Source organism: Butyricicoccus sp. AM27-36 (genome assembly GCF_003480945.1).
Classification (GTDB): domain Bacteria; phylum Bacillota; class Clostridia; order Oscillospirales; family Butyricicoccaceae; genus Agathobaculum; species Agathobaculum butyriciproducens.
Window position 1 is genome coordinate 132,208 of record NZ_QUJR01000007.1, and the last position, 25,378, is coordinate 157,585.

Sequence of the window (25,378 nt, forward strand, 5' to 3'; positions counted from 1 at the left end):
AATCGCTGCGATAAGAGCGGGAGAAACGGGGGAAATGTCATAGTTTCGGTAACTCTGCGGCAACGTGTCATAATTTCTTCTTTTTTTGTAAAACCCTGTTGACAAAACACGATAGATGCGCTATAGTGTGGATAAAAGAAGATGATGCAGTCGCTTTGACCGCATCTCAAACGATAATGGCAAACCCACCGAAAGGTGGCGACGCAAAGCTATAGGGCCTTACCCCTCATCGAGAGGGCTGGCAGCCAGTTACCGAAAGGAGATCGCCGGATATGAAGCGGCTTTTTCGTATTGCATGCGCAGTTTTTGCAGCAGTCGCCCTCTCGATGGGCGTTACCGCAGCAGCAGTAAATGATGTTGTGGATATGAGTAATTCCACCCACGGTTATGTTACCGTAAACTACTCCTCGAGTGCAAGGCTCAAGGTTGGTATTCAGTACAACGACGGCAAGACCGTATTCCATGATTGCCCGAGTGGCAAGGATGCTTCCTTCTCTCTCGATAAGGGCAACGGCAAGTACACCGTAACGTTGTACCGCAACGTTTCCGGTACGTCCTATCAGCAGGTCGAGTCCAAGTCCATGAACGTAACCGTTAAGGACAGCTACGCTCCGTATCTGGTCTCCACTTCTGAGGTTCAGTTCTCCAAGGGTGATACGGTATCCGCTAAGGCTACTGAGCTCTGCAAGAACGCTAAGACCGACGAGGCTAAGGTTATCGCCATCTACAACTATATGGCAAGCCGTTATACTTATGATAACAAGCTGGCGAATGAGATCACCAGCGGCAAGATCACCAAGTACATCCCGGATACCGCCGCTACCCTGAAGGGCACCACCGGTATCTGCTACGATTTTTCCTCGCTGTTTGCAGCAATGTGCCGCAGCCAGGGCATCCCGTGCGCACTGACCAAGGGTTACGCCGGCTCCAGCTACCACGCTTGGAATAAGGTAAACCTGAATGGCAAGTGGTATCAGATCGACCTGACCTACGCGGTTACCCGCAGCGTGAAGAACGCAAAAACCCTGCATGACTGTGTATCTCCGCTGACCTACACCAACACCAGCGATGCGCTTGCAGTAGCTGCGGCTTAACACTTTTTCATTTTATTTTGTATGCAAATGGCCCTGATGGGATATGTTTATGCCCAATCAGCGGCGATTTCTTGCATAAAAAACGATTCCGGATTGAAACTCTTCTTCGCTTTGACAGTATTTGCTTGTTATTCGCGGACATTTATGGTATACTAAAGAAGAGGATCCGGAGAATTTCTGTCCGGCTCAGGCAAAGGGCTGTGTATGCAGTCCGGCGTGCCTGCCGACAGAAAAGATCGTAAAATTCTGTGCATGACTTCCGTAAAGGGATACAGGTACAGACAAAGGCACAGCCGGTGAAAACCGGTGTCGCAAAGCCAGTTGGGCCTAAACGGAGGTTTTTTCCTCTCCGCATGGCAGCCGGTTGCCGAAGGTACTTTGTACCCCCTTGCAGAGCTATGCGCGCTGTAAAGGGGGTATTTTATTTGGAGGTTGAAACTGCACTGCATTCTGAGATTATCGCAAACCCACAAACACATGATCTGTGCGGCTCGTTGAGGAGCAAGTTGTACAGACAAAGGCACCATCGGTGAAAGCCGGTCTCGCAAAGCCAGGGGCCTAAACGGAAAGTCTCTTTCCGCATGGCAGCCGGTTGCCAGAAATACATTTGCAATCCCTCTCGATCAGCATGCACGCTGACCAAGGAGGTATTCCTATGTTAAAAAAGAATATGCGTAAACGTCTGCTCGCAGGAGCACTTGCGACTATCATGGCGCTGACCATGTGCCCGACCTGGGCGCTGGCCGGCGATGAAGGCATCACCACCCTTCCGTCACCGGAAGACCAGATGCCGGTTGTTGACAGTACTCCCGCAGAAGACACCATTCAAAAAACTCCCGATGCTGAGACCCAAGGACAGACTGAGCCTCAGGATACTGCACAGGCAGGACAGATTGAGAATCCGGATCCTGCACAGGCACCGTCCGGCGGTACGGACATCGAGGAGACTGGCAATAATAGCAGTTCCAATGAAAATGATTCTCAGAATAATGATGCAGTAAGCAATTCTCCGACGGATACAATTAGCGTGCAGGAGGTTCAAATCGACCGCGCAAGGTATCAGACGAAGGCAGCCAAGTACTTCGTACTTCTGCCGAAGTGTGGTACGCCGAAGAACAACGCTGACCAAGGTCAGAAAAACTATCTGCCGAGCAGCGATGACAGGGTTGCCGGTATCACGGGCAGTGACGGTGGCGTAAAGGGTCTGAATGCGGGTACTGGTTACAAAGGTTTTGTGACCGCAGAAGGTATGGCGGCATTGGCACAGACAAGTGATAAATCGATCACTGACATAGAGCATGGCGTTGACGAAGCATATCTGGAAAAACCGAAAGATCTCGGTTTCTTCACTCCGGGCAACTGGAATGATGATGGCACCTATGCTAAGTACACCAATACTGATGAGACCACCAGAAAGTCTCTGCTTGATACCACGAATTTCACGTTTCATCCGAATCGTGTTACCATTGTATGGTATACCATTAAGGACCAGAGTTGGGGCTATGGCTGGGGGAGAGTAGAGGATATCCATGTTGATGGCTATCTCAAGGGCATTCCGGTTAATGTCACTTATTATCCCAACTATACCACTAATGGAATTTCTGGAAAGAACGAGGATCCTATCGTAGATAACGAGACGAGTGGCAACACCTATACTATTCGTGGCAGTAATACGTTTGAGGCTCCGGAGGGTTACTCCTTTGGTGGTTGGTATACCGAAGCAGCATGCACCAACGAATTTTCGGATACGACTACTGTTCTGATGTCCGATTTGTATTTGTATGCAAAGTGGATTCCGAATCCGTATACCGTAACTTGGAAGAACTCGGATGACGCTGTAGATCCTCTCGATACTCAGGCGGTAAACTACAATGGTTATCCGACTAAGGATCCGAAGGATCAGGCAAGCAAGGCTTCTGACGCTCAGTATGATTACAGGTTCAAGGGTTGGAAGCTGGCAGGCACTGCAGATACTGCACTGGTTAATCCGAGGGAACGCGCAGTGACTGCGGACGTAACCTACATTGCGGTATTCGAGCCGGTAACGCGCCAGTACACGGTAACTTGGAAGAACTCGGATGACGCTGTAGATCCTCTCGATACTCAGGCGGTAAACTACAATGGTTATCCGACTAAGGATCCGAAGGATCAGGCAAGCAAGGCTTCTGACGCGCAGTATACTTACGAGTTTGCAGGTTGGAAGCTGGTAGGCACTGAAGATACTGCACTGGTTAATCCGAAGGAACAAGCAGTTACTGCGGACGTAACCTACATTGCAGTTTTTAAGCCGATTGCCCGCCAGTACACCGTAACTTGGAAGAATGCTGATAACGCTGTAAATGCTCTCGATACTCAGACGGTTGCTTACAACAACAAGCCGACCAAGGACCCGAAGGATCAGGCAAGCAAGGCTTCTGACGCGCAGTATACTTACGAGTTTGCAGGTTGGAAGCTGGCAGGCACCGCAGATACTGCACTGGTTGACCCGACTACTATCGCAGTGGTTAAGGACGTAACTTACATCGCAGTATTTAAGCCGATTACCCGCCAGTATACCGTAACCTACTACGTTGACGGCGAGAAGCAGGGTGACGAGGAGACTTATAACTACGGCACTCTGGTAAAGATTCGTGGCAACGCTGTTAAGGAAGGCCATACGTTCTCTGGCTGGAAGATCGGTAGCGAAGCTGCAAAGGATTTTGAAATCAAGAGCAACGTTATCATCCAAGGCTTCTTTACACAGAATACGCAGCATTACACCATCAACAAGCACTTCTACAACGAGAAGGACGTTGAGGTTAAGGTAGAGAACGGTAAGACCAAGACCGGCAATGAGTATGCACTGGTTGCTGAGCTTTACAAGAATGATGCGGTAAACCAGACCGTTGACGGCAAGACCTACGTTTACGTTCCGGGTCTGACCAAGGTTACCGATAACCTTGAAAAGCTGACCAAGGACGTTACCATCGACCTGTACTACTACCTTGACGTCAAGGGCGGTGAGAAGCCGGACGAGACCGGCAATGGCACCCCGGACGCATGGGAGTACCGTCTTGCATTCAAGGTTGTAAACGGCGAGTGGAACAACGGCGGCAACGCTGACATCGTTGTTTACGTTCCGTTCAAGGACTATAAAAACGGCGATGAGCTCAAATACGTTGTGGTTCCGATCACCCGTATCCCGGCCGTGGGTGACAAGCCGAACTCCGGCTACCGTGCTGGTTCTTGGGATACGACTCCTGTCGGTAATGCAAAGGTTGAGAAGGACACCGTCTTCACCTATACCTATGCGAAAAAATCCTCCTCCGGCGGCGGCGGTGGCGGCGGCGGCCGCAAGCCTACCGTTACCATTCCGGATAATGTACCGACCGGTCTGAACGGCGATGACCACTATGCTTACATCGTAGGCTATCCGGACAGCACCGTTCGTCCGCAGAACGGCATTACCCGTGCTGAGGTAGCAACCATCTTCTTCCGTCTGCTGACCGACGAGACCCGCAATGCAAACTCTACGAAGACCAACAGCTACTCCGACGTAGCAGCCGGTGCATGGTACAACCACGCAGTTTCTACGCTGAGCGCTATGGGCATTGTAAAGGGTGACAGCCACGGCAAGTTCAATCCGAATGCGCCGATCACCCGTGCGGAGTTCGCTGCGATCGCAGCTCGTTTTGACGACAAGGCCAACACGACTGCTGTTGACTTCAGCGACATTGCATCCCACTGGGCAAAGAACGAAATCAGCGCCGCTTCCAACAACGGCTGGATCAACGGTTATACCGACGGCACCTTCCGTCCGAATAACAAGATCACCCGTGCCGAGGCGATGACGCTCGTAAACCGCGTCCTCAAGCGCCTTCCGGAGACTGCAAAGGATCTGCACAACAACATGATCAAGTGGAGCGACAACTCCGATACTTCCGCATGGTATTACCTGGCCGTACAGGAGGCTACGAACAGCCACTATTACGACATCAAGGGAAACAAGCACGAGAAGTGGAGCAAGCTGCGCGAAACTCGTGATTGGACCGAACTGGAAAAGTAAATACTTTCCTATAAGGGCGAACGAATCCCCCGGCCATTGGTCGGGGGATTTTATTGCGCTGATAGTTTTTTTCTAAAGGAAACAAATTTCGGCAAATTTTTCTTGTTAAAATTATAACATATTGTCCTTGTGGTTTTTATATCATAGGTTCATAATAGGGATTGCCGAAAGGGAAAAGAGGAATTAAAGTTGACTACGTTGTCATGCCGCAGTGGAAGCTGTTTCTGGTACAGCTGCTGAACATCGCCGGCCTTGGTCCGATCTTCGGTGCACTGCAGGGCGCTCTCTGGGGTCCGGTTGTATTCCTGTGGATCACATTCGGTACCATTTTTGCTGGCGGCGTACACGATTATTTCTCCGGCATGATCAGTGAGCGAAACGACGGCGCCTCCATCGCAGAGGTTACCGGCAAGTACCTCGGTCACACCATGCAGAATATCATGCGTGTGTTCTCAGTTGTACTGTTGATCATGGTTGGCACGGTATTTGCAGTCGGCCCGGCCGGTTTGATCGTTACGCTGTGCAAGAGCAACGGTGTGTCCGGCGTGCTTTCGACCACGCTGTTCTGGCTGATCCTCATCCTGGTTTACTATTTTATTGCAACCTTTATTTCGATCGATAAGATTATCGGCAAGATATACCCGCTGTTCGGCATGTGCCTGATCATCATGGCGGTCGGCGTTATCATCGGTATCTTCACCAATCCGAATTACACCATTCCGGAGATTTGGTCTCACCTGTACAATATGCATCCGTCCGGCACGCCGATTTGGAGCTTCATGTTCATCACGGTTGCATGCGGTGCAATTTCCGGCTTCCATTCCACGCAGTCGCCGCTGATGGCGCGCTGCATGAAGAACGAGAAGCAGGGTCACTTCGTATTCTACGGCGCAATGGTAGCCGAAGGCATTATCGCACTGATCTGGGCGGCAGCCGGCTGTGCTCTGTATGAGGTCACCGGCGGTCTCAACACCGGTCTGGCGGAAGCGCTGGCAGGTGGTCAGTCCGCAGCGATCTACGATGTATGCTCCAAGACCATGGGCGGCGTTGGTATTGCTCTGGCCATGATCGGCGTTGTTGTCTGCCCGATCACTTCCGGTGATACCGCATTCCGTTCCGCTCGTCTGACGCTGTCCGACTGGTTCCACATGGATCAGGGTTCGTACGCAAACCGCCTGAAGCTGTGTATCCCGGTACTGGGTATCGGCGCTATCCTCGGCATCGGCAATGCGACCGGTCTGATTGACTACTCGGTTATCTGGCGTTACTTCAGCTGGACCAACCAGACGCTCGCTATGATCGTTCTGTGGGCAGCAGCTATGTACCTGTTCACCGAGAAGAAGAACTTCTGGATGGCAGCTGTTCCGGCTACGTTCATGAGTGCAGTTTCCTGCACCTATTTCATCCTCGCGCCGGAGTGCCTCGGCAGCCTGCTGAACAGCAAGACAGCGGACGGCACGGTAATTTACAATACCGCAGTGGCGTACCCGATCGGCATTGTATTCGCGGCACTGCTGCTCGCACTGTTCATCCGTGCGACCAAGAAGCGCGGCGCAAAGAAATCTGCTTGAATATAATAGCATTGCTGCAGCCGGCCGTTCCTTTGTGCGGTCGGCTGCGGCCATCCATAACGATAATTGCGGGGTGACGGAAAATGTTGAAACCTTATCCGCTCAGCGCGGGGCGCATTGATGACGCGTCGCTTGCCGAGGATAAAAAAACCTGTCGGAAAATCGGTCCGTGCGGCATCGGCAAGCATGCCCTCTATTTGAACAGCTTTTTTATTGACCGGCGGTATTATGTTCCGTTTTCCATGGTAACGCGTGTGTACAAGCGCGTTGCGATGAGCAAGGGCGGCTTTTCCGGCAAGGGCATTTTCGCCACGCTGTCCTATCTGGTCGTGGAGTTCGACGGCGGACAGAAGGTGTGCAATTTCAAGTACGAGCAGCAGGTCGATGATTTCCTGAGCGTTATCCGAGCTGAGCACCCGTCTATTCCGTGTGTCAGCGCGGCGGCCGAGCGGCGCATTGCCGAGGAGCAGACCCGCCGGGAGGAAGAGGAGCGCAATCGTCCGCCGATGAGCGCACAGGCGGAGAAAACCGTGCAGGCACTCGATAACGCAATCGACTATCTGGAGCGCCGTCCTGAGCTGACCGAACGACTGAGCGCAGCCGCAAAACGCCGCCGGAACTTTCAGTGTACGAACGGCAGCTACCGCTGGGCCGCTATGGCGATCACACTGCTTGGATTTGCGGCGCTGGCTTACGGTATCGTTTCCTTCATGCGTCACGGCTCGTTTTCGATTTATTTTACGCTGTTCGGCCTTGCCGCGATATTCACGTTTGCAGGTTTCAGCGTCCTGCCGACAGCACGCAACAACCGTGCCTCCATCATGCAGAATGATGCACAGGCACAGGAGAAAATGCAGGCTTACCTTGCGGACTATCTGAATTTCCCGCTGCCGGCTCGCTATGCACATCCGGTTGTGCTGCGCCGCATGCAGCGTGCCGTCATGGATGGCCGCGCAGTGACCGCTGCGCAGGCGCTCGACGTTGTGAAGGCTGACCTGAAGGCGCTGAATGCGGATGTCACCGTCTCGCAGGAGGAATACGATGAGGTTGTCGCCATCAAGTCCATGTTCCTCAATGCGGAGTATCAGTGATAATCAAATGATACAAAAATCCCTCCCGGTTTATGATCGGGAGGGATTTTTGGCTTATATGACGTACATATCCGGTCTGCGGAGCGACAGATAGTCCGGATTCCTGCGGATTTTTTGCACATCCTGCAGATCGATATCGCAGATGAGCAGATGCTCAGTGTCGTTTGCTTTAACAAGCACCTTGCCGCTCGGATGAATGACGAGCGATTCACCGGCAAACTGCATTTCGCCTTCTGTGCCGACACGGTTGCACATGGCGGTCGAAGCAGATGACGTTGCCGAACGGCGTGCGGAACACCTTGAAGCCATCGTTGGACGGCGTGTAGTAATCCTGCTCGTAGAAGCTGATATTTTGTGCGATGTGTACCATTTTTGCAACATCCTGCACGGTTCCATCCGGCATTACTCATAGAGATGCTTCATTATATCATTTCATTTGGCAAATGAAATGCGAAAAGGACATTCCCGAGGGGTGGGAATGTCCTGCGAAAAAGAGTATCGATATGATCTGATTTATGGCAATGCCGCTGCTTTAATTGTGCGGTGTTGCTTTAAGAGCACAGTCCGCATTTCGCGCATGCAGACGGTGTGGCAGCGCAGCCGCCGAGGGCAGTCTCGCGCAGTTCAATGGGGATGCGGCGACCAACTGCGTACATGGTATCGAGCATTTCATCGAACGGGATAAACTGGTGAATGCCTGCGAGCGAGAGCTCAGCGGCAACGAGTGCGTTGGCTACGCCTGCCGCGTTGCGGTTCTGGCACGGATACTCGACCAGTCCGCCGACCGGATCGCAGACCAGACCGAGCATGTTCATCAGCACGGTGGAGGCCGCGTCAAGGCACTGCTCGGGCTTGCCGCCCATGAGCTCGACAGCTGCGCTGGCCGCCATTGCGGAAGCGATGCCGACCTCAGCCTGACAGCCGCCGACCGCGCCTGCAACGGTTGCGTTGCGCATGGCGAGGTAGCCGATCGCACCGGCGTTGAACAGGGCGTCGATCAGCCGTTCATCCGAGATGTTGTAGCGGTCCTGCAGGGCAAACAGCATACCCGGCAGAACACCGGCGCTGCCTGCGGTCGGTGCTGCGACAATCAGACCCATAGAAGCATTTACCTCAAGCACTGCCATCGCGTACTGCGCTGCTTTGTGCAGCACATCCCCGCAGATGGAGTGGCCTTTGGCCGCGTGCTGCGCCAGTTTTTTTGCCTCGCCGCCAATCAGGCCGCCCATGGACTTGACCGGCGTTTTGAGCGGTGTCAGCGCGGATGAGCGCATGATTTCGAGTGCTTTCTTCATACGGTGCGTGACCTCATCACGCGTGGTTTCGCCCAGCTGGCACTCGCGGCGGCGCATGATCTCGGAGATGGGGAGCTGCTGCTGCGTGCAGAGTGCAAGCAGCTCGGATGCGTTTTTGAAATCCATAATCTGCTCTCCTCCTTACGGTTCGATGATCATGACATCGTGGACGTTGGGATTGTTTTTGAGCGGTTCCTCAATGCCCTCGGGGAAATGACCGTCCGATTCGACGATCGTGTAAGCGGTGTTGCCCTTGGACTCGCGGAACAGGCGCATGAACGCAATGTTTACACCCTTGTCGCTGAGCACCTTGGTGATGTGCGCCACGACGCCCGGCTTGTCCTGCTGAACGACAATGACCGTGCTGTATTCACCGGTAAAGTCAACCTCGACGCCGTTAATGCGCGCGATGCGGCACTTGCCGCCGCCGAGCGACTCGCCGCGGATGGTCATCACCTGACCGGCGGCGTTCTCCATGCGGATGTCCACGGTGTTCGGATGGACATCGGTCTCGGTCTCACACGGCGTGAATGAGTAGGACAGACCGCGCTCGGTCGCAATCGAAAACGAATTGCGGATGCGGGTGTCATCGGTCGAAAAGCCCATGATGCCGCCGAGCAGCGCACGGTCAGTGCCGTGGCCATGATAGGTTTTGGAGAATGAGCCGTACAGCGTGAAATCTACCTTTTTAAGCGGCGGCGCGATCATCTTGTGCGCCAGATACGCGATAACGGCTGCGCCGGCGGTATGGGAGCTGGAGGGACCGATCATATTCGGTCCCAGCACATCAAAAACACTGATAAAGGACATAGGGGATTCTCCTTACTGAGCGGAGGATTTGCAGATAAACTTGCGGTAGATGGTCTCCACGATCACGCCGATCGCGTTGTCGCCGGAGACGTTGCAAGCGGTGCCGAACGAGTCCTGCGTGATGTACAGCGCAACCATAATAGCGCAGATCGGGCCGCTCGGGTCACCGGCCTCGGTGCCGAAGATCATGTACAGGAAGGGCAGGGCGGTCATAATAGAGCCGCCCGGCGCACCGGGAGACGCCACCATGGCAATGCCGAGGGTCATGATGAACGGGATAACGGTGCCGATGGAGATCGGCAGCTGGTTCATCAGGCAGACTGCGGTAGCGCAGGCTGTGATGGTGATCATCGAGCCTGCCATGTGGATATTCGCGCACAGCGGAACCGTAAAGTTGCGGATTTCCGAGGAAACGCCGTCTGCTTCAGCGCACTGCAGGTTGACCGGAATGGTAGCCGCAGAGGACTGGGTGCCCAGTGCGGTTGCGTAGCCCGGAATCTGGTTGCGGATGAGCGTAAACGGGTTCTTGTGGCTGACCAGACCTGCGATTACGAACTGGATGCAGATGCAGATCAGGTGCATGATGATAACAACGATGAATACCTTCCACAGAATACCGAGGATGGCAAAGGTCTTGCCGGACTTGGTCATATCGGTGAACGTGCCGCAGATGTAAAGCGGCAGCAGCGGAATGATGACCTTGTGCAGTACGCAGTCAATGATGCCGGAGAAGTCGGAAACGCCGTTATACAGCGTGTCGCCGATGGTCTTGCCGCGCAGGCTGGACATGCACAGACCGAGCACAAACGCCGTAACAACAGCGGACAGCGTGTTCATCAGCGCCGGAATTTCCAGGCTGAAGTACGGCTCCAGCGAGTTGCCTGCGGTTGCGGCGATCTTGTCGAGCGCGTCCGCACTCATGAAGTGCGGGAACAGGGTGTCGGCTACAAAGAACGAAGCCGAGCCTGCGATCAGGGTCGAGCAGTAGGCGATGGCAACCGTGATGAGCAGCAGCTTGCCCGCGCCGCTCTTGAGGTTAGCAATGCCCATGGTAACATACGCGAGGATCATCAGCGGGATGATAAACGACAGGAACTGGCTGAAGAACGACGAGAGCGTTACCACAAAGCGGCAGAAGCCTTCCGGCAGGAACTGGCCGAACAGGATGCCGACAATAATGGCGATGATGAGCTTGGGCAGTAATCCGAGTTTGAATTTTTTCTTTTCTTTCATTTCGTTTTCCTCCTTTTTTGCGGGCAGCACCACACAATTTGAGCTGCGGCACTTTGCAGAAAGTGCACCTGTTCGGTTATGCGATGTTACCCTTTGCGGCGCAGACCGTTTGTTGACCCCTCTTTGGTCTGCTGCCGTGGAAGTCTGCCGAGATTTTTGCCTCCGGACACAAAAAGAACCGCTTATTTTAGGCGAAATGCTGTAAAATAGGACGCGGTTTTTGTGTAAAAAGGATAAATAAAAAATCGGTGGTAAACCTCCAATTTCTTTCTTGACCTCTTTGCAGATTTAGTATATTCTGTTTAATGGGTTAAGTCAAATTCATATATTTTATCATTTCGATTCAAAATATTGATAATATAGGGGAGAGAGGGAAATCCATGGAGCTTCGGCAGCTTGCAACCTTTATTCGGGTAGCACAGTTTAAGAGTTTTTCACGCGCAGCAGAGAGCCTCGGCTACTCACAGTCGGCGGTAACGGTGCAGATACGCCAGCTGGAGGAGGAACTGGACACACGTCTGTTCGACCGCATGGGAAAGCGTATCGCGCTGACCGACACAGGCGAGCGTTTTCTCAGCCACGCGTGCGATGTGATGAATCAGGTCAATCAGGCGCGCATGTCGGTCACATCCACGGCAGAGCTGCGCGGTTCGCTGCATATCGGCACGATTGAGTCGCTTGCATGTCTCAAGCTGCCGACGGTGCTGCATCTGTACCGCAAATTCAACCCGAAAGTGTCTATCCGCATCACGGTCGGTGAGCCGGAAGAATTGATTGAGCATATGGAACGCGGCGAGCTGGACATGATCTATGTGCTTGATGAGCCGCTGTACAGCAACAACTGGAACAAGCTGATGGAGCAGCGCGAGGAAATCGTATTTGTGGCGTCTGCATCGCTGCACGAGGAGCTGGGCGGAAAAGAGCTGACGATTGAGGAACTGCTCACGCAGCCTTTTTTCCTTACCGAGCAGGATAACTATCGCCGTGTACTCAACCGCCGTCTTGCCGCACGGCGGACCATCCTTACACCGTCGCTCGAGTGCGGCGATACCTCGCTGCTCATTCGCATGCTTGAGATTGACCGCGGTGTATCCTTTCTGCCGTGGTACGCAGTCGAGAACAGCGTAAAAGAGGGAAGGCTGATCCGTTTGTCGGTCGAGGACTGCTATATTTCGCTCTACCGCCAGATTTTCAGCCATAAGGAGAAATGGCGCACACGCGAAATGGATGAATTTGTCCGCGTGGCCAAGCTGGCGGACGAGGAAGAATAGGAGCATATAACAACATCCCACTTGTTGAAGCACAGCAAGTGGGATGTTTTTTTATTCCATGACCGCCTGCACTACCCAGCGGGTTGCATGCCCGTTGCCGGTGCAGGTGGAAAGCGTGAGGATATGGTCGTTTACGGTCGGTACTGCGCCGGTGCGGATCACCGACAGGGAAATGCCTTCGTCAATGAAGGTTTTTTTGATCGTTTCGTCGGAAAACGCACTGTAATACGCGGTTCCGTCAAGCGCTGCCTCGTAGGCCGCATAGATTCTGTACGCATGGGCTCCGCTTGCATTGGTCACATATACCTGTGGATGTGCCTGCAGGAAATCTTGCTTTTTGTAGTGCTTCAGCGCGGCAAACATCGAGCCGTTGTTCATCCGGTGACCGTACACGATGGTGTTAAAGCCGCTGAAATCGGCAGAGCAGCGGCAGTCCATGAAAATCGCGCCGACTGCGCTGCTGTTTTTGTTCCAGGTGTGTGTCAGATAATAGTCGTTGTCCGTGCCCTGCACCAGCGGATAGGAAATCTCGGTGCCCGGAATGGCAATCCAGCCGATGACATCACTGTTGACCTGCTGCAGAGCGGGCAGGTCCATCTGCTCCAGCGCCTGTGCATACGGGTCGGCAGACGGAGCGGGTTCGGGTTCGGTCTGCGTTTCCTGCTGCGGCTGTTCGGTCGGCTGCTGAACGGTTTCCACCTCCGCCACTTCGGGTATCGCGGCAATCTCGGAAGCCTCAGCGTAGGCTTCATCGCCTGCACGGTAGCTCGTCATTTGGCGCACCAGCATGAATGCGCTGACGGCAAACACCGCTGTCAGAAAAAACAGTATCACAGTCCGTATTTGGGGCTTCATACGCTCACCTCGTTTTTTGCATATTATTATAGTATATCTGATTTAAGTTGTAAAATTGGATATATTTCCTCGTTTGACAGAAAAAATTATATCTGTCAGATGCGCTGATACTGGATATTTCGTGCAGATTTTGATTGTTTTCACATGACTGACCGTGCTTTTCATCACATTGTACAATCGCATAGCAATAATTTCTACGTTTTGTCGATATAGTATGGAAGGCTTTCTGCCAAAATATATCCTTTTTTTGTACCCCCTGTATGGTAAGCTATACCATACAGAGAAAACACCTCGTCTGTCGCGGATACGGACCACCGGCGAGGAGGATATATTTCCTGATTTCATGATAAAGGACTGAGTAGTATGAGCAAAAAGTTTACAAGGCTGATGGCCATCCTGCTGTCGCTTAATCTGACGTTCAGTACGGGTACTTTTGCAGCATTTGCGGCTGAAGCGGAAGACGGCAGCACCGACACCGGTTACTCCGAGAGCGGCGATCCCGCAGCATCCGCTCCGGAAGCAGAGGATAGCGATACAGAAAGCACACCGGACACGAGCAGCCCCGCTCCGACAGAGAGCACTGGCGAGAATGCCGAGCCGTCTGTGCCGAGCGAGCCGTCTGCACCGGGCGAGTCTGCATCGCCGAGTACACCTGAAGCACCGGCCGAGACGGCACCGTCCGCACCGGCGGAGAAAGCGCCTGCGGCTGAGGTTCCGGCAGAGGAGAAGCCTGCTGAAGAAAAATCTGCCGAGCAGGTATCGGTTGCGGCGTATGCAGTCACCGCGTTTACGCAGGACAGCATCCGGTATGATGTTTCCTCGGGCGATGCCGTTGTTACCGGCTGCGCAGACAGCGTGACCAAGCTGGTTATTCCGGAAACCGTAACCTATGACGATAAGGAATACAAGGTTGTCGGCATTCAGGAGCATGCGTTTGACTGGGCAAATCACCGCAGTCTCGCACTGGAAACCGTTGATCTGGGCGGTCTGCCGCTGGAAATCGGCGAGTATGCCTTCCGCGGTCAGAAGTCGCTGACGACTGTTGACGGCATGGATAATATTACCGCAATCGGCAACTATATGTTCACGGCATGCTCGGCGCTGACTTCGGTCGCTGATCTGTCCAAGGTCACTTCTGTCGGTATTCAGGCATTTATGAACTGTTCTTCGCTGACTACGCTGGAAGGCCTGAATTTCTCCGCACTGACGAGCATTAGACAGGAAGCCTTCAATAATATGAAGTCCTTCTCGCTGGAGCTGGGTGAGCATACCTTTGATGCGCTCGAGTCTCTGGGTATCCGCGCGTTCGCAAATACGACCGGTATCACCGGCACGGTCGTTTTGCCGGAAAGCATTACCGAAATTCCGGAAAACGCATTTTCGAGCACCGGAATTACCGGCGTTGACTGGTCTCATATCACGGTCATCGGCAAGAGTGCGTTCAGCAAGTGTGCAGGTTTGACCAAGCTGCACTTGTCGGATTCTGTTACGTCGATTGGCGAAAGCGCATTCAGCGGCAGCGGTCTGACCGGAGAATTACAGCTGCCGAATTCGATTACTTCGATTGGAAATAATGCGTTTAAGGATGTCAAGATTGAGGGCGATTTGGTTCTGCCGAATGCGCTGAATTTTCTGGGTACTTATGCATTTCGCGGCACTGCCATCAGCAGTGTTATGTTCCCAGGCGCGCTGAAAAATATTGGAAACTACGCATTCTACAACTGTCCGAATCTTTCCGGCACGCTGATTATCCCTGAAGGGGTTGTTTCCATCGGTACGGCAGCCTTCACGAAAACCGGTATCGAAAAGCTGGAGCTTGCCGACAGCGTACAGACCATCTCGGCCGGTGCATTCAGCACCTGCGCCAAGCTGACTTCCGTGCAGATTGGCGAACAGGGCAAGGGCAAAAGCCAGCTGCAGACCATCGGCAGTAAGGCATTTAACAAAGATACCAATATCACCTACTTCTATATTGAAGCATGCTCGGCAGATGTTGCGATTGACTCGAATCCGCTGACGATTCCTGCCGGTGTTGCTGTAAAGTTTGCGGTCACTGTCGATGGAAAAAACATCCGCGAAGGCGAAGAAACCACGCTGCAGCAGGCCGTTGACGCGGCAGCAGAGGGAAACACCACCATTACCGCAAACAAGAGCTTCATTATAGACGGCACGGTTACGATTCCGTCCGGCAAGACCATCACGCTGACCGATGAAGGCAAGGGCCTTTCGGTTGTGTTCAAGAACGGCTTCGCCGGTCCGGCTTTCCGCGTGGAGCAAGACGCGGCACTGATTCTGGACGGCAGCTTCAATTTCTCCTGCTTCCGCATCGCTAAAGGCTCGTTTGCCGAGGTAAACGGCGCAATGACGCTGAACGGCGGCACGATTACCCGCATGAGCCTGAGCGGCTCGAACATGGGTGCGATTACGGTAGACGGCGGCTCCTTCACCATGGGGAACGGCGAGCTCAGCAGCATTTCCGCTTCGTCCTCCGCAAACTGCGGCGCGGTTTATGTGAAGAACGGCGGCAAATTTGCCATGAACGGCGGCACGATTGCCGACAATACGGCAAAGCGCGGCGGCGGTGTATGCGTGCGTGAGAACGGCACGTTCACCATGTCCGGCGGTACGATTTCCGGCAACAGCACGGCAGTCGCTTCCGATACAATTCAGAAGCCGAATGCAGGCGGCGGCGGTGTCTTCGTAGAGGGTAACGCAGCATTTGAAATGACAAACGGCACGATTACCGGTAACAAGACCAACGGCATGGGCGGCGGCGTTGCAACGGCCGTTCTGAGCGAGAATGACACGGTTGGCGGCGGCCGGTTCCACATGACCGGCGGCACGATTTCGAACAATACGGCATCCTGCGGCGGCGGTGTATACAGCTGGTCCGGCAGAGACCGCGTTGTACTCGAAGGCGGCAATATCGTGAACAATAAAGCGCGTCGACAGGGCGGCGGCGTTTACGTCAGCCATGCACCGTGGTCGATCACTATTAAGAATGCGCTGATCACCGCAAACACGGCAGCCATTCAGGGCGGCGGCATTTGGTCCTGCCCGGTGGGCACGGTAAGCCTTGGCACGGATGCAGCTGTATTTGGCAACACGGCAGGCAAATCTGCTGATGATGCGGCATTCCTGCTTAAGTGGAACGAGACGTATTCCACCAGCTTCAGCGGCAAGATGTACGGCGGCGGACTGGTAACCTGGTACCGCGATACCTCGATCGGCGCGGGTGATCAAAACTACGGTGCTTTCGGAGGCGACCGCTACGATGCAGCGAATCCGGGTGCCCCGGTTAAGCCGGCTTCCGGTGCGACCAATGGCTACGGTCTCAAGGCTGTTGTTTCCGCAGAGAGCAAGGCACTGGCTGAAACCGCACCGCTCAAGATTATGGGCAATACCGCAGAACGCGGCGGCGGTGTCGGCACAAACGGCGAAGTGATCATTCCGGGTGAGGACACCTTGGAAAATCCGGTTTCCCTCACCGTACACAAGGTTTGGAGCGGCGCAAGCGCGTATCCGACCGCTGTTACCGTAAACCTTATCCGCATTGCGAAGGACGGCACGCGAACCGCAATCGGTACGGTGCTTCTGAGCGAAAGATCCACCGACAAGGACGGCAAGACCTGGTCGTACACCTTTGCAAATCTGGACGGCGCTTACACCTATACCGTCGAAGAGGAGGCCGTTGACGGCTTTAATACCTCGATTTCCGGCAGCATGGCAGATGGCTTTACCATCACCAACAGCAAGAGATCCGGCGGCGGCGGTGGCGGCGGCGGTCACCACAAGCCGGACCCGAAACCGACTCCCGATCCCGATCCGAAGCCTCCGGTTGACATTCCGGATCAGCCTACGCCGCTTGATCCGCTGAAGCCGACGGAGAACATCCCGGACAGCAAGGTTCCGACGACTAAGCCGGAAACACAGACCAAGACGCCGGATAAAACGAAGACAGTGAACATTCCCGACAGCAAGACTCCGACGTCCAGCGTTCCGAAGACGGGCGATATCGGCGGCCTGTGGGCGGCTCTGTGCGGTCTGTCCGCAATGGGACTGGCGTACTTCGGTATCCGCAGAAAGCACGATTAAAAGCAAAAACAGATAGCAAACACCCTCTATATCATTCGATATAGAGGGTGTTTTTTCACTCAAACAATATGCAAAAGCTGAATCAGCAGAATCCATGCCAGACCGTAATATGTTACAACGGCAACCAGATCGTTGATCGTCGTAATCAACGGACCGGACGCAACCGCCGGGTCTACCTTGATTTTATGGAACAGGATCGGCACGAGCGTACCGACCAGACTGGAAATCACGATCGCTACAAGCAGTGATATGCCAACGCAGCCGGAGATCAGGAACGCATGTCCGATGGCATAGCCCTTGAACAGCGCTATGTATGCACCGAGAAAGACAAGCGCCATAATGCCGAGCAGCGCGCCGTTGCAGGTGCCGACCTTCATTTCTTTGAAGGTGAGGTGCAGCTTGTCCTTAGCACTCAGGTTTTCATCCATCAGCACACGAATCGTAACCGCCAGCGACTGCGTACCAACGTTGCCGGCCATATCGAGAATTAGCGACTGGAAGCAGATAACGACCGGCAGCACGGCTACAACGCCTTCAAATGCACCGACAACGGTCGAAACGCCCATGCCGAGGAACAGCAGGATGATCAGCCACGGCAGGCGCTTTTTCATGCTTTCCCTGGTGGTTTCGTTGAGATCCTCCTCGGCGGACAGACCGGCGAGCTTTGCATAGTCCTCGCCGAGCTCGTCATCCACGGCCTCGACAACGTCCTGTGCGGTGATGATACCGATGATCTTTCTATCCTTATTCAGCACCGGCAGGGAGTCTTCGGCATAATCTTTGATCTTCTCGATGCTCTCTGAGATTTTCTCGTGGTCGAGCAGATACGGATACGCGTAGCTGATGATGGAATCCAGCGGAACGTTCTCTCGGGCAACGATGAGATCCTTCAGGTCGATTGCACCGCAGAAGCGGTTTTTATCATCGACTACATAAATCGTTCCAATGTTGTCATTTTCACCGGCCTGCTTTACCAGCTCGTGCATGGCCTGCCGAATGGTCAGGTTCTGCTTGATGCAGATGTAGTTGGTCGTGATCAGGCTGCCGACTTCGCTGTCGTCATAGGAATTGATAAGCAGGATGGCTGACTTGGTTTCGTCATCGATCATCGGGCGCAGCTTTACTTTTACGCTCTCGTCGATGTTCTCCCACAGATCGACCGCGTCGTCCGCATCCATTTCGTTCAGAATTTCGGCCAGCTTGTCAATGCCGATTTCATCAATGTATTCCGCCGGATCATCCAGATAGGAGATGATTTCCGCCAGCCATTCCGCATCAAGTGCGCTGTACAGCAGATTGCGTTCCGCGCGGTTTAGGCATTGCAGGCTTTGTGCGATATCGTTGTCGTGATAATCCTGCAGCTGTTCCCGCATCTCATTGATCGAAGGGGAGGTGCGGATGATCTCAACGATTTTCTCGGCAAAAGATGTTTTTTTCCATGTTGCTTTTTTCATAATCAGCCTCCTTCTGTGCCCGGAAAAGAGCACAAAAAATCCACCGTAACAGATACAGTGACACAAACATCAGTTGTGGACTTGTTCATCACGATGGAGCAAGGCTCAGCGCTTATTTCAAAAGAGGATGCTTACGGACACTCGAAACAGCAGCATAGTCTGTATCCATCGTCATATGTACATTTCGTCTGTCACAACTGTCCATAGGGCTTGCCTCCTTTTTATTTTTTCGCAATGATTATAGCACTTTTTGTGTGGAATATGCAAGGCATTTTTCGCAGTTTTAACAATATGGATGAAATTTGCGGACAATATCGCGCACGGGGAGACAAAAGGCTGACGATGCAGGAATGGGATTGTCTTGGTGTACGAATGATTTTGGAAGATTATCCAAACCGATCCCACCGAAACGCTTCGGTGGACAGAGCAGATGCCTTGCTGTCGAGTGCCGGCTCACTGAGCAGGATATCAACGATGTCATCTCGGATACGGCGATAGCCTTTGTCCGGATGCTGCATAGATAGCTGTTCCACCTTCTCTGCAATCTGCAGGTTCTCCTTGTCACGTCTGCTGTACTTGCCCAGATGCTCCTTTCTTTCTATTTCCTTCAATTTTTTGCAGGTAGTTTTCCATTTTTGCCATGCTCGCGGAACGAGAGTGGTACGGTATAAGCACCCTGGGAAACTGCAGACTGCGTATTTCTGCGCGGAATAACAAAGCAAACGAGACTGGCGAAAAGCAATCCCGTGTCGATTAACGGCAGGGTTTTCGTATATTAAGGTGGCATATTGAAAGCCGGTGTGATATAGTTAGGATGAACTAACTAACGATTGACACTGGAATCCCGCAAAAGCAAAGAGATGAAGAAATTATGCAAAGCAAACAGCAAAAGCAAATTAAGGAGTTTTTGGTACAGACCTTCGGCGGAAGCAGGGGCGGCTCGCTGTTTTCACGACAGGAAAAAATGCTGGATAGGTTAATCAAAACCGCAGCAAACAGGTCCAAAAACCAGATGAAAACACTGGTGCAGACCATTCTGCCGCGCATTGCGCTGTACAAGGTGCTGCAGGCAGAGCTGCCTGCGGAGGAAACCTTTACGCACATGCGGACGTACATGATGGACTGGGTGGCGGCAGAAAAGCACGCTTTCACGGTGAAAATGGAGTTTGTGCCGGGATTTTATCGGATTTACAGCTATTGTTTTCTCAAAATCATGCGTACCTCCGACCTGTGGGAGAGCACACAGGAACACGACAAAACGCACTTTTCCGCGTCGATTACCAAGTGTCTCTGGCACACGGCGTGCCAGGAAAACGGCTGTCCGGAGCTGTGTCCGCTGTTTTGCGACGTGGATGATGTGACCTACGGCGGACTGCGCAAGCTCGGCTTTTCGCGCACAAAAACGCTGGGCTGCGGCGGTGACTGCTGCGATTTTCGGTTTTTCAAAAGGTAGGCGAGCAGACGGAGAAGCGGACTTCGGCAGGATTTTCGGTGCAGCGGCGGAATCCGTGCTGTCAGCTCCATCGCCTACGCAGTGCGGCCGCAGATGGTTTTGAGTCGGATTCCTCTTCCATACCTTGCGATTTCCCCGGTTAAATGATACAATCAAACCACAAGGTTTCATTCCATCAAACGGATTCCGAAGGGGAGCCATCCCTTATCACATAAAGGAGCATCAGTGCATGAACCCAGTTTTTGTTATCGGACACCGCAATCCGGATACGGATTCCATTTGCTCTGCAATCTGCTACGCGCACCTCAAGCGCAGGCTGACCGGCGGAGAATACATAGCCTGCCGCGCGGGTCACGTCAATGCGGAGACCAAATTTGTGCTCGAACGCTTCGGCGTGGAGCCGCCGCGCTACATCAAGTCGTTTGAGCCGCGCCTGAGCGATGTGCAGTACCGCGAGGTGCCGGGCATCAGCGAGGAGCTGTCGCTGCACCGTGCATGGGATTACATGAACGAAAATGATATTCAGACGCTGGCCGTTGTCGATGAGGATCGCCATCTGAAGGGTCTGCTGACGCTGGGCGACATCGCGCGCTTCTACATCGAGGATCAGGACGCCAATGCGCTGGCGGAGGCCAAGACCAGCTATCGCAATCTGGTCGATGTGCTTGACGGCACGCTCGAGGTTGGCGACATTGACCAGCGGTTTGAGCAGGGCAGTGTGGTCGTTGCGGCGGCTAATCCGGACGTGCTCGAGGACTATATCGGCAAAAATGATATGGTCATTCTCGGCAACCGTTACGAAAGCCAGCTGTGCGCCATTGAGATGAGCGCCGGCTGCATAGTCATCGGTCTCGGCTCCAAGGTTTCGCGCACCATCCGAAAGCTGGCCTCGGAGAACGGCGTTTCCATCATCGCCACCCCGTATGATACCTACACCTGTGTCAAGGTTATCGGTCAGGCGGTTCCGGTGCGGCATGTGATGCGGAAAAAGGGTCTTATCACCTTCGAGCCGGAGGAAACGGTTGAGGATGTAAAGCGCACGGTTTCCAAAAAGCGTATCCGCTATTACCCGCTGATGGATGAACAGGGACGATACGTCGGTATGTTCTCACAGCGCAACCTGCTGGATCTGGAGCGTCCGTCGGTCATTCTGGTCGATCACAACGAGCGCGATCAGGCCGCCGAAGGCATTCGTTCGACCAATATTGTTGAGATCATCGACCACCACCGCATTGACTCGGTGGAGACCAGCGGACCGATCTACTTCCGCAATCAGCCGCTCGGCTGCACCGCGACCATCATCACGCAGATGTACCATGAGCACAACGTGGAGATCGAGCCGAAAATCGCGGGTCTGCTGTGCTCGGCAATCCTGTCGGACACGCTGATGTTCCGCTCGCCGACGTGTACGCCGCTTGACCGCATGGCTGCAGAAGAGCTGGCGAAAATCGTCGGTCTGGACATCAAGCAGTATGCAACAGAAATGTTCCGTTCCAGCTCGCGTCTGCTTGATCGCTCGATGGATGAGCTGTTCCACATGGATTTCAAGTATTTCCAGGCGCAGAATCAGAAGATTGCGATTTCGCAGGTGACGAGTGTCAGTGAGAACGAGCTGTCCGGCATCCGTGATAAAATGCTCGAGTACATGGAAAGCTGCCTGGCATCGAGCGGTCTGTCCATGCTGTTCGCTATGCTGACCAACATTATCGAGGAAAAGACAGAGCTGCTCTACGTCGGCAAGGGCGCGCAGCAGCTGGTTCGTGCGGCCTTCAAGACCGACTGCGGCGAGCATTCGGTCGTCCTGCCCGGCGTTGTCAGCCGGAAGAAGCAGATGGTGGCGCCGCTTGTCAGAGCCATGGAGCACGACGAGGAAATTGAGTAAGATTTGCAGAGTAAAAGCGGGAGAAACCAAAGGTTTCTCCCGCTTTTTGTGTTTACTTCCGCTTTTTCAGCTGCTCGGAGATGGTTCGTTTCATCGCCTCGGCGTCAAGCGGCTTAGACAGATGCGCGTTCATGCCTGCGGCGAGACACTTCTCGCGGTCCTCCTTGAAGACGTTGGCGGTCATGGCGATAATCGGAATGGTTTTCGCGTCCGGCCGGTCGAGTGCCCGGATAGCTTTTGCAGCCTCCAGACCGTCCATCTCAGGCATCATCACGTCCATGAGAATGGCATCAAAGCTGCCCGGCTCGGAGTCTCGGAAGGTTGCAAGCGCCTGCCTGCCGTTCTGCACCGGCACGGTCTGCACACCGCTGTCGTGCAGCAGGAAGATTGCAATCTCCATGTTGAGCTCATTATCCTCGGCAACGAGCAGCCGCGCGCCGGAAATATCTGACGGTGTCTGCGTCGAAGCTGCTGCTGCGGTCGCGTCACGGTCGAGTTCAAACGGCAGTACGACGGTAAACCGGCTGCCTTCACCGAGTTTGCTCTCCACCGAAATGGTGCCGCCCATTTGCTCGATGAGCTGATGCACGATAGACATGCCGAGTCCGGTACCCATATAGCTTGAGCGGGGGGACTCGTCCGCCTGCTCAAATGGATTGAACAGATGGTTTTTGATGAAATCCTCGGACATGCCCAGACCGGTGTCCTCGATGATGAATTGACAGGTGATCTTCGCATCCGTCCGTTCGAGCATGTGCATCTGCATATGGATGGAACCGCCGGGCTTGTTGTATTTCACGCAGTTGGTGAATAGATTCATCAGGATTTTTTTCAGATGCAGCGCACTGCTGCGGACGTAAATACCGGAAAAATCGTCATGCTCACCGGTGACGGTAAGACCGGCGGCTTCCGCCTGAAACAGCACCGAATTGGTAATGCTGCCGCAGACTTCATCCAGATTCATGGATTCGCGCCGCAGAATGACGGTGCCGTTTTCCAGCTGAGCCATATCCAGCACATCGTTCACCAGAGACAGCAGCAGCTGAGAGGACAGCTCGATTTTATGCAGACAGTCGCGCACGCGCGCGTGGTCGTCCTTATTTTTGCGAATGATAGTCAGCATGCCGATGATGCCGTTGATGGGTGTGCGGATATCGTGCGACATGTTGTTCAGGAACGTTGTTTTGGCGGCGTTGGCAGCCTTGGCCTGCGTGAGCGCCTCCTGCAGTTCTGTCTGGCTCTGCTGCAGCTTGAGGTTCAGCTCCTGCGCCTGTTTGGCGGACTGCCGGGCCTTGCGGAACAGACCGAACAGCAGCAGAGAGAGCAGGATGAACACAGCAGAGGCAGTGGTCAGATTGTCCTTGACAAAGTCCGCAACGGTGACCTTTTCGGGCGCACTGTCGTACATGGCAAGTGCACCGGTCAGCAGGGAAGAAGGCATGGTTTTGAGCGTTTTGTTCAGGATGGACAGCAAAGCCGTATCGCCCTGCCGTACAGCGAACGAGGTCTTGCTCGGCTGTGTGAGAAACACGCGGTACAGCGTTTTGTCCTTTATATAGCGCGGCAGCTGACCGGCACGCATTACATAGCAGTCCGCACGGCTGGTACGCATGGCTTTGATCGCGTCATTCGCTGAAGGGTATTCGAGGATCGTCCACTTGGGATAATTATAGGAAAGGTACTGCTTGAGCGAAAAATCGTTCTTGGGGATGGCAGCGGTGTTTGGCTCAAGCTCATTAAAATAGTTCTTCGTGGTAAGCGCCGCCTGACTGAAACTCAAGACGGTGTTCGACAGTGCAAGACCGTTCTCTTCGGCGGCACGCGGGTTTTGGCTGGTGTGAAAAATCAGGTCGATCTCACCGTTCTGCAGTGCCTGCAGCTGCTCAAGCTGCGTGTCAAAGCCGTGCAGGTCGAAATGCAAGGCGTTATCCCCCAGACAATTCGTCGCATATACGACATAATCCGTGAGAATACCGGTAACATCACCGGTTTGGATATCAAAGGTGCTGATACCGGTGTCATGATTCAGAAAACCGATGCGGATGGCGCCATGCTGCCGGAGCCAGTCCTGCTCCTCGGTCGAGAGGAGCTCGACCGACTGGGCAGACAGATAGCGCTGATACAGATCATCCTGATAGAACGGCTTGTCGTGTGCAATACGGCGCATGGCATTATCGAGCGCTTCCTTGAGGTCGGGACGGCTTTTGCTGATCACGAAGTAAACATCCGAGCTGCCGAACGAGGTGATCGCGGACAGGCCGTATTTCTGCCACTGGGGACTCTCGACCGAGATAAAACCGTCGATTTCGCGGCTGGCGATCTTGGCGGCTGCGTCCTCGTCGCTGGTGATGGTCACATGCTCGGTGTGCAGACCGTGGCGCGTCTCCCATTCGCAGAACTGCGTGGTCGCGATACTTTCGGACAGCATGCCGATGCGCTTGCCGTTCAGGGTGGTCAAATCGGATACGGAAATGTTGGCAGCGGCGAGATTTGCATACAGGTAATATTTTTCCTCGCCCATCGGCAGATCGGAAAACAGCATGGTCTGGGCACGGCCCTCGGCGTAGGATACGCCGGCCATCAGGTCGATTTCGCCCTTTTGCAGCATGTTCAGTGAATCCGGCCAGTTTGCTTCGATGTAATGATAGGTCCAGCCGGTATATGCGGCGACGGACTGCTGATATTCGTAGCCATAGCCGCTGCGTTCGCCGTTTTCGCAGGTGATGTTGTAGGCGGAATCCGGATACCATGCAACTCGCACGACAGAGGAATCCTGCACAGCGGCGGCTGTGCCCTGCAGCAGCGGCATAAGCAGGCAGAGGCACAGCAGCAGACAGCCGCACCGTTTCAGTCTGGTTGTAATTTTGTTCATATTCCCCTCCGTAAGCCGGAATGCGTCCGGCATTTCTCTGTAAAAGAAAAAAGATGCACTGCTGCATCGGTAATGCATCTGTGCATCTCAAACGAGGCAGCTGGCTGCCATTTTACAGGCCCTGTGAAGTCGGTTTCGCAGTCATTGCGAAAGCGGCTTCTTAGCTTTGCGCCGCAGGCTTTCGCCTGGTTTGCTGAATATTTATTCGGTTATTATATTCTATTATAGGTGAAGAACGACAGGGTTGCAAGAGAAAGACGCAAAATCGACCGTGATTTCAATAGAATGCGGTATTAAAAATCGTTTGATTGATATACAGAACAGAGGGAACCAAATCGCACGGCATCTCGTCTAATC

17 protein-coding genes and 3 riboswitches are annotated in these 25,378 nt (G+C 53.7%); of the genes, 8 read left to right on the top strand and 9 right to left on the bottom strand.

The window, feature by feature from the left end:
• The first annotated feature begins 168 nt into the window (after window positions 1-168).
• Window positions 169-257, top strand: a riboswitch (cyclic di-GMP riboswitch).
• A gap of 15 nt (window positions 258-272) precedes the next feature.
• The 4 genes from DW724_RS10800 to DW724_RS10815 all read left to right on the top strand — a co-directional run bounded on the left by DW724_RS10800 (window position 273) and on the right by DW724_RS10815 (window position 7,801).
• A complete protein-coding gene (locus DW724_RS10800) occupies window positions 273-1,094 on the top strand; it encodes a transglutaminase-like domain-containing protein (protein WP_118761467.1) in 822 nt (273 codons plus the stop codon).
• 276 nt (window positions 1,095-1,370) lie between these two features.
• Window positions 1,371-1,466: riboswitch (cyclic di-GMP riboswitch) on the top strand.
• Between the two features lie 137 nt (window positions 1,467-1,603).
• Window positions 1,604-1,694, top strand: a riboswitch (cyclic di-GMP riboswitch).
• Window positions 1,695-1,749: 55 nt separating this feature from the next.
• Window positions 1,750-5,139: an S-layer homology domain-containing protein gene (locus tag DW724_RS10805; RefSeq protein ID WP_158580279.1), complete on the top strand. Its 3,390-nt coding sequence runs from the start codon at window positions 1,750-1,752 to the stop codon at window positions 5,137-5,139.
• 161 nt (window positions 5,140-5,300) lie between these two features.
• Complete coding sequence (locus DW724_RS10810; RefSeq protein WP_256372143.1) at window positions 5,301-6,710, top strand: carbon starvation CstA family protein; 1,410 nt, start codon at window positions 5,301-5,303, stop codon at window positions 6,708-6,710.
• An 83-nt stretch (window positions 6,711-6,793) separates the two neighbouring features.
• Window positions 6,794-7,801: an ATPase P gene (locus DW724_RS10815; RefSeq protein WP_118761470.1), complete on the top strand. Its 1,008-nt coding sequence runs from the start codon at window positions 6,794-6,796 to the stop codon at window positions 7,799-7,801.
• Window positions 7,802-7,855: 54 nt separating this feature from the next.
• Here DW724_RS10815 and DW724_RS10820 read toward each other — a convergent pair whose 3' ends face one another.
• The 5 genes from DW724_RS10820 to DW724_RS10835 all read right to left on the bottom strand — a co-directional run bounded on the left by DW724_RS10820 (window position 7,856) and on the right by DW724_RS10835 (window position 11,139).
• Window positions 7,856-8,026, bottom strand: coding sequence for a nitrilase-related carbon-nitrogen hydrolase (locus DW724_RS10820; RefSeq protein ID WP_243105738.1), 171 nt, complete (start codon window positions 8,024-8,026; stop codon window positions 7,856-7,858).
• Window positions 8,010-8,171, bottom strand: coding sequence for a hypothetical protein (locus tag DW724_RS15635; RefSeq protein ID WP_158580281.1), 162 nt, complete (start codon window positions 8,169-8,171; stop codon window positions 8,010-8,012). The genes DW724_RS10820 and DW724_RS15635 overlap by 17 nt, the downstream gene beginning before the upstream one ends.
• Before the next feature lie 181 nt (window positions 8,172-8,352).
• Window positions 8,353-9,222: an L-serine ammonia-lyase, iron-sulfur-dependent, subunit alpha gene (gene sdaAA / locus DW724_RS10825; protein ID WP_118479881.1), complete on the bottom strand. Its 870-nt coding sequence runs from the start codon at window positions 9,220-9,222 to the stop codon at window positions 8,353-8,355.
• 15 nt (window positions 9,223-9,237) lie between these two features.
• Complete coding sequence (gene sdaAB, locus DW724_RS10830; protein WP_118360608.1) at window positions 9,238-9,906, bottom strand: L-serine ammonia-lyase, iron-sulfur-dependent subunit beta; 669 nt, start codon at window positions 9,904-9,906, stop codon at window positions 9,238-9,240.
• Between the two features lie 12 nt (window positions 9,907-9,918).
• Window positions 9,919-11,139, bottom strand: a complete 1,221-nt coding sequence (locus tag DW724_RS10835; RefSeq protein WP_118360609.1) for a dicarboxylate/amino acid:cation symporter — start codon at window positions 11,137-11,139, stop codon at window positions 9,919-9,921.
• A gap of 380 nt (window positions 11,140-11,519) precedes the next feature.
• Here DW724_RS10835 and DW724_RS10840 point away from each other — a divergent pair, with 380 nt between their 5' ends.
• A complete protein-coding gene (locus DW724_RS10840; RefSeq protein WP_118761472.1) occupies window positions 11,520-12,410 on the top strand; it encodes a LysR family transcriptional regulator in 891 nt (296 codons plus the stop codon).
• A 51-nt stretch (window positions 12,411-12,461) separates the two neighbouring features.
• On the opposite strand, the gene srtB is transcribed toward DW724_RS10840, so the two are convergent.
• Window positions 12,462-13,265: a class B sortase gene (srtB, locus tag DW724_RS10845; RefSeq protein WP_118761473.1), complete on the bottom strand. Its 804-nt coding sequence runs from the start codon at window positions 13,263-13,265 to the stop codon at window positions 12,462-12,464.
• 363 nt (window positions 13,266-13,628) lie between these two features.
• Between srtB and DW724_RS10850 the strand changes: the two genes are divergently transcribed.
• A complete protein-coding gene (locus DW724_RS10850) occupies window positions 13,629-17,360 on the top strand; it encodes a leucine-rich repeat protein (protein ID WP_118761474.1) in 3,732 nt (1,243 codons plus the stop codon).
• Between the two features lie 59 nt (window positions 17,361-17,419).
• Here the strand turns inward: DW724_RS10850 and mgtE are convergent, their stop codons facing one another.
• Complete coding sequence (gene mgtE / locus DW724_RS10855; RefSeq protein ID WP_118761475.1) at window positions 17,420-18,814, bottom strand: magnesium transporter; 1,395 nt, start codon at window positions 18,812-18,814, stop codon at window positions 17,420-17,422.
• 386 nt (window positions 18,815-19,200) lie between these two features.
• Complete coding sequence (locus DW724_RS10860) at window positions 19,201-19,425, bottom strand: hypothetical protein (protein WP_118761476.1); 225 nt, start codon at window positions 19,423-19,425, stop codon at window positions 19,201-19,203.
• A 260-nt stretch (window positions 19,426-19,685) separates the two neighbouring features.
• Here DW724_RS10860 and DW724_RS10865 point away from each other — a divergent pair, with 260 nt between their 5' ends.
• Together DW724_RS10865 and DW724_RS10870 are read left to right on the top strand one after the other, a co-directional pair.
• A complete protein-coding gene (locus DW724_RS10865; protein ID WP_118761477.1) occupies window positions 19,686-20,267 on the top strand; it encodes an L-2-amino-thiazoline-4-carboxylic acid hydrolase in 582 nt (193 codons plus the stop codon).
• A 229-nt stretch (window positions 20,268-20,496) separates the two neighbouring features.
• On the top strand, window positions 20,497-22,149 hold the full coding sequence (locus tag DW724_RS10870; protein WP_118761478.1) for a putative manganese-dependent inorganic diphosphatase: 1,653 nt from the start codon (window positions 20,497-20,499) through the stop codon (window positions 22,147-22,149).
• 52 nt (window positions 22,150-22,201) lie between these two features.
• Here the strand turns inward: DW724_RS10870 and DW724_RS10875 are convergent, their stop codons facing one another.
• Window positions 22,202-25,021: an ATP-binding protein gene (locus tag DW724_RS10875; protein ID WP_158580283.1), complete on the bottom strand. Its 2,820-nt coding sequence runs from the start codon at window positions 25,019-25,021 to the stop codon at window positions 22,202-22,204.
• Window positions 25,022-25,378 lie beyond the last annotated feature (357 nt).

Coding starts and splice junctions, on each gene's coding strand:
- mgtE (WP_118761475.1), bottom strand. CDS start 18,814: ATGAAAAAAGCAACATGGAAAAAAACATCTTTTGCCGAGAAAATCGTT.
- DW724_RS10875 (WP_158580283.1), bottom strand. CDS start 25,021: ATGAACAAAATTACAACCAGACTGAAACGGTGCGGCTGTCTGCTGCTG.
- DW724_RS10800 (WP_118761467.1), top strand. CDS start 273: ATGAAGCGGCTTTTTCGTATTGCATGCGCAGTTTTTGCAGCAGTCGCC.
- DW724_RS10820 (WP_243105738.1), bottom strand. CDS start 8,026: ATGCAGTTTGCCGGTGAATCGCTCGTCATTCATCCGAGCGGCAAGGTG.
- DW724_RS10835 (WP_118360609.1), bottom strand. CDS start 11,139: ATGAAAGAAAAGAAAAAATTCAAACTCGGATTACTGCCCAAGCTCATC.
- DW724_RS10850 (WP_118761474.1), top strand. CDS start 13,629: ATGAGCAAAAAGTTTACAAGGCTGATGGCCATCCTGCTGTCGCTTAAT.
- sdaAA (WP_118479881.1), bottom strand. CDS start 9,222: ATGGATTTCAAAAACGCATCCGAGCTGCTTGCACTCTGCACGCAGCAG.
- DW724_RS15635 (WP_158580281.1), bottom strand. CDS start 8,171: ATGGTACACATCGCACAAAATATCAGCTTCTACGAGCAGGATTACTAC.
- DW724_RS10865 (WP_118761477.1), top strand. CDS start 19,686: ATGCAAAGCAAACAGCAAAAGCAAATTAAGGAGTTTTTGGTACAGACC.
- srtB (WP_118761473.1), bottom strand. CDS start 13,265: ATGAAGCCCCAAATACGGACTGTGATACTGTTTTTTCTGACAGCGGTG.
- DW724_RS10805 (WP_158580279.1), top strand. CDS start 1,750: ATGTTAAAAAAGAATATGCGTAAACGTCTGCTCGCAGGAGCACTTGCG.
- DW724_RS10870 (WP_118761478.1), top strand. CDS start 20,497: ATGAACCCAGTTTTTGTTATCGGACACCGCAATCCGGATACGGATTCC.
- DW724_RS10815 (WP_118761470.1), top strand. CDS start 6,794: ATGTTGAAACCTTATCCGCTCAGCGCGGGGCGCATTGATGACGCGTCG.
- DW724_RS10840 (WP_118761472.1), top strand. CDS start 11,520: ATGGAGCTTCGGCAGCTTGCAACCTTTATTCGGGTAGCACAGTTTAAG.
- sdaAB (WP_118360608.1), bottom strand. CDS start 9,906: ATGTCCTTTATCAGTGTTTTTGATGTGCTGGGACCGAATATGATCGGT.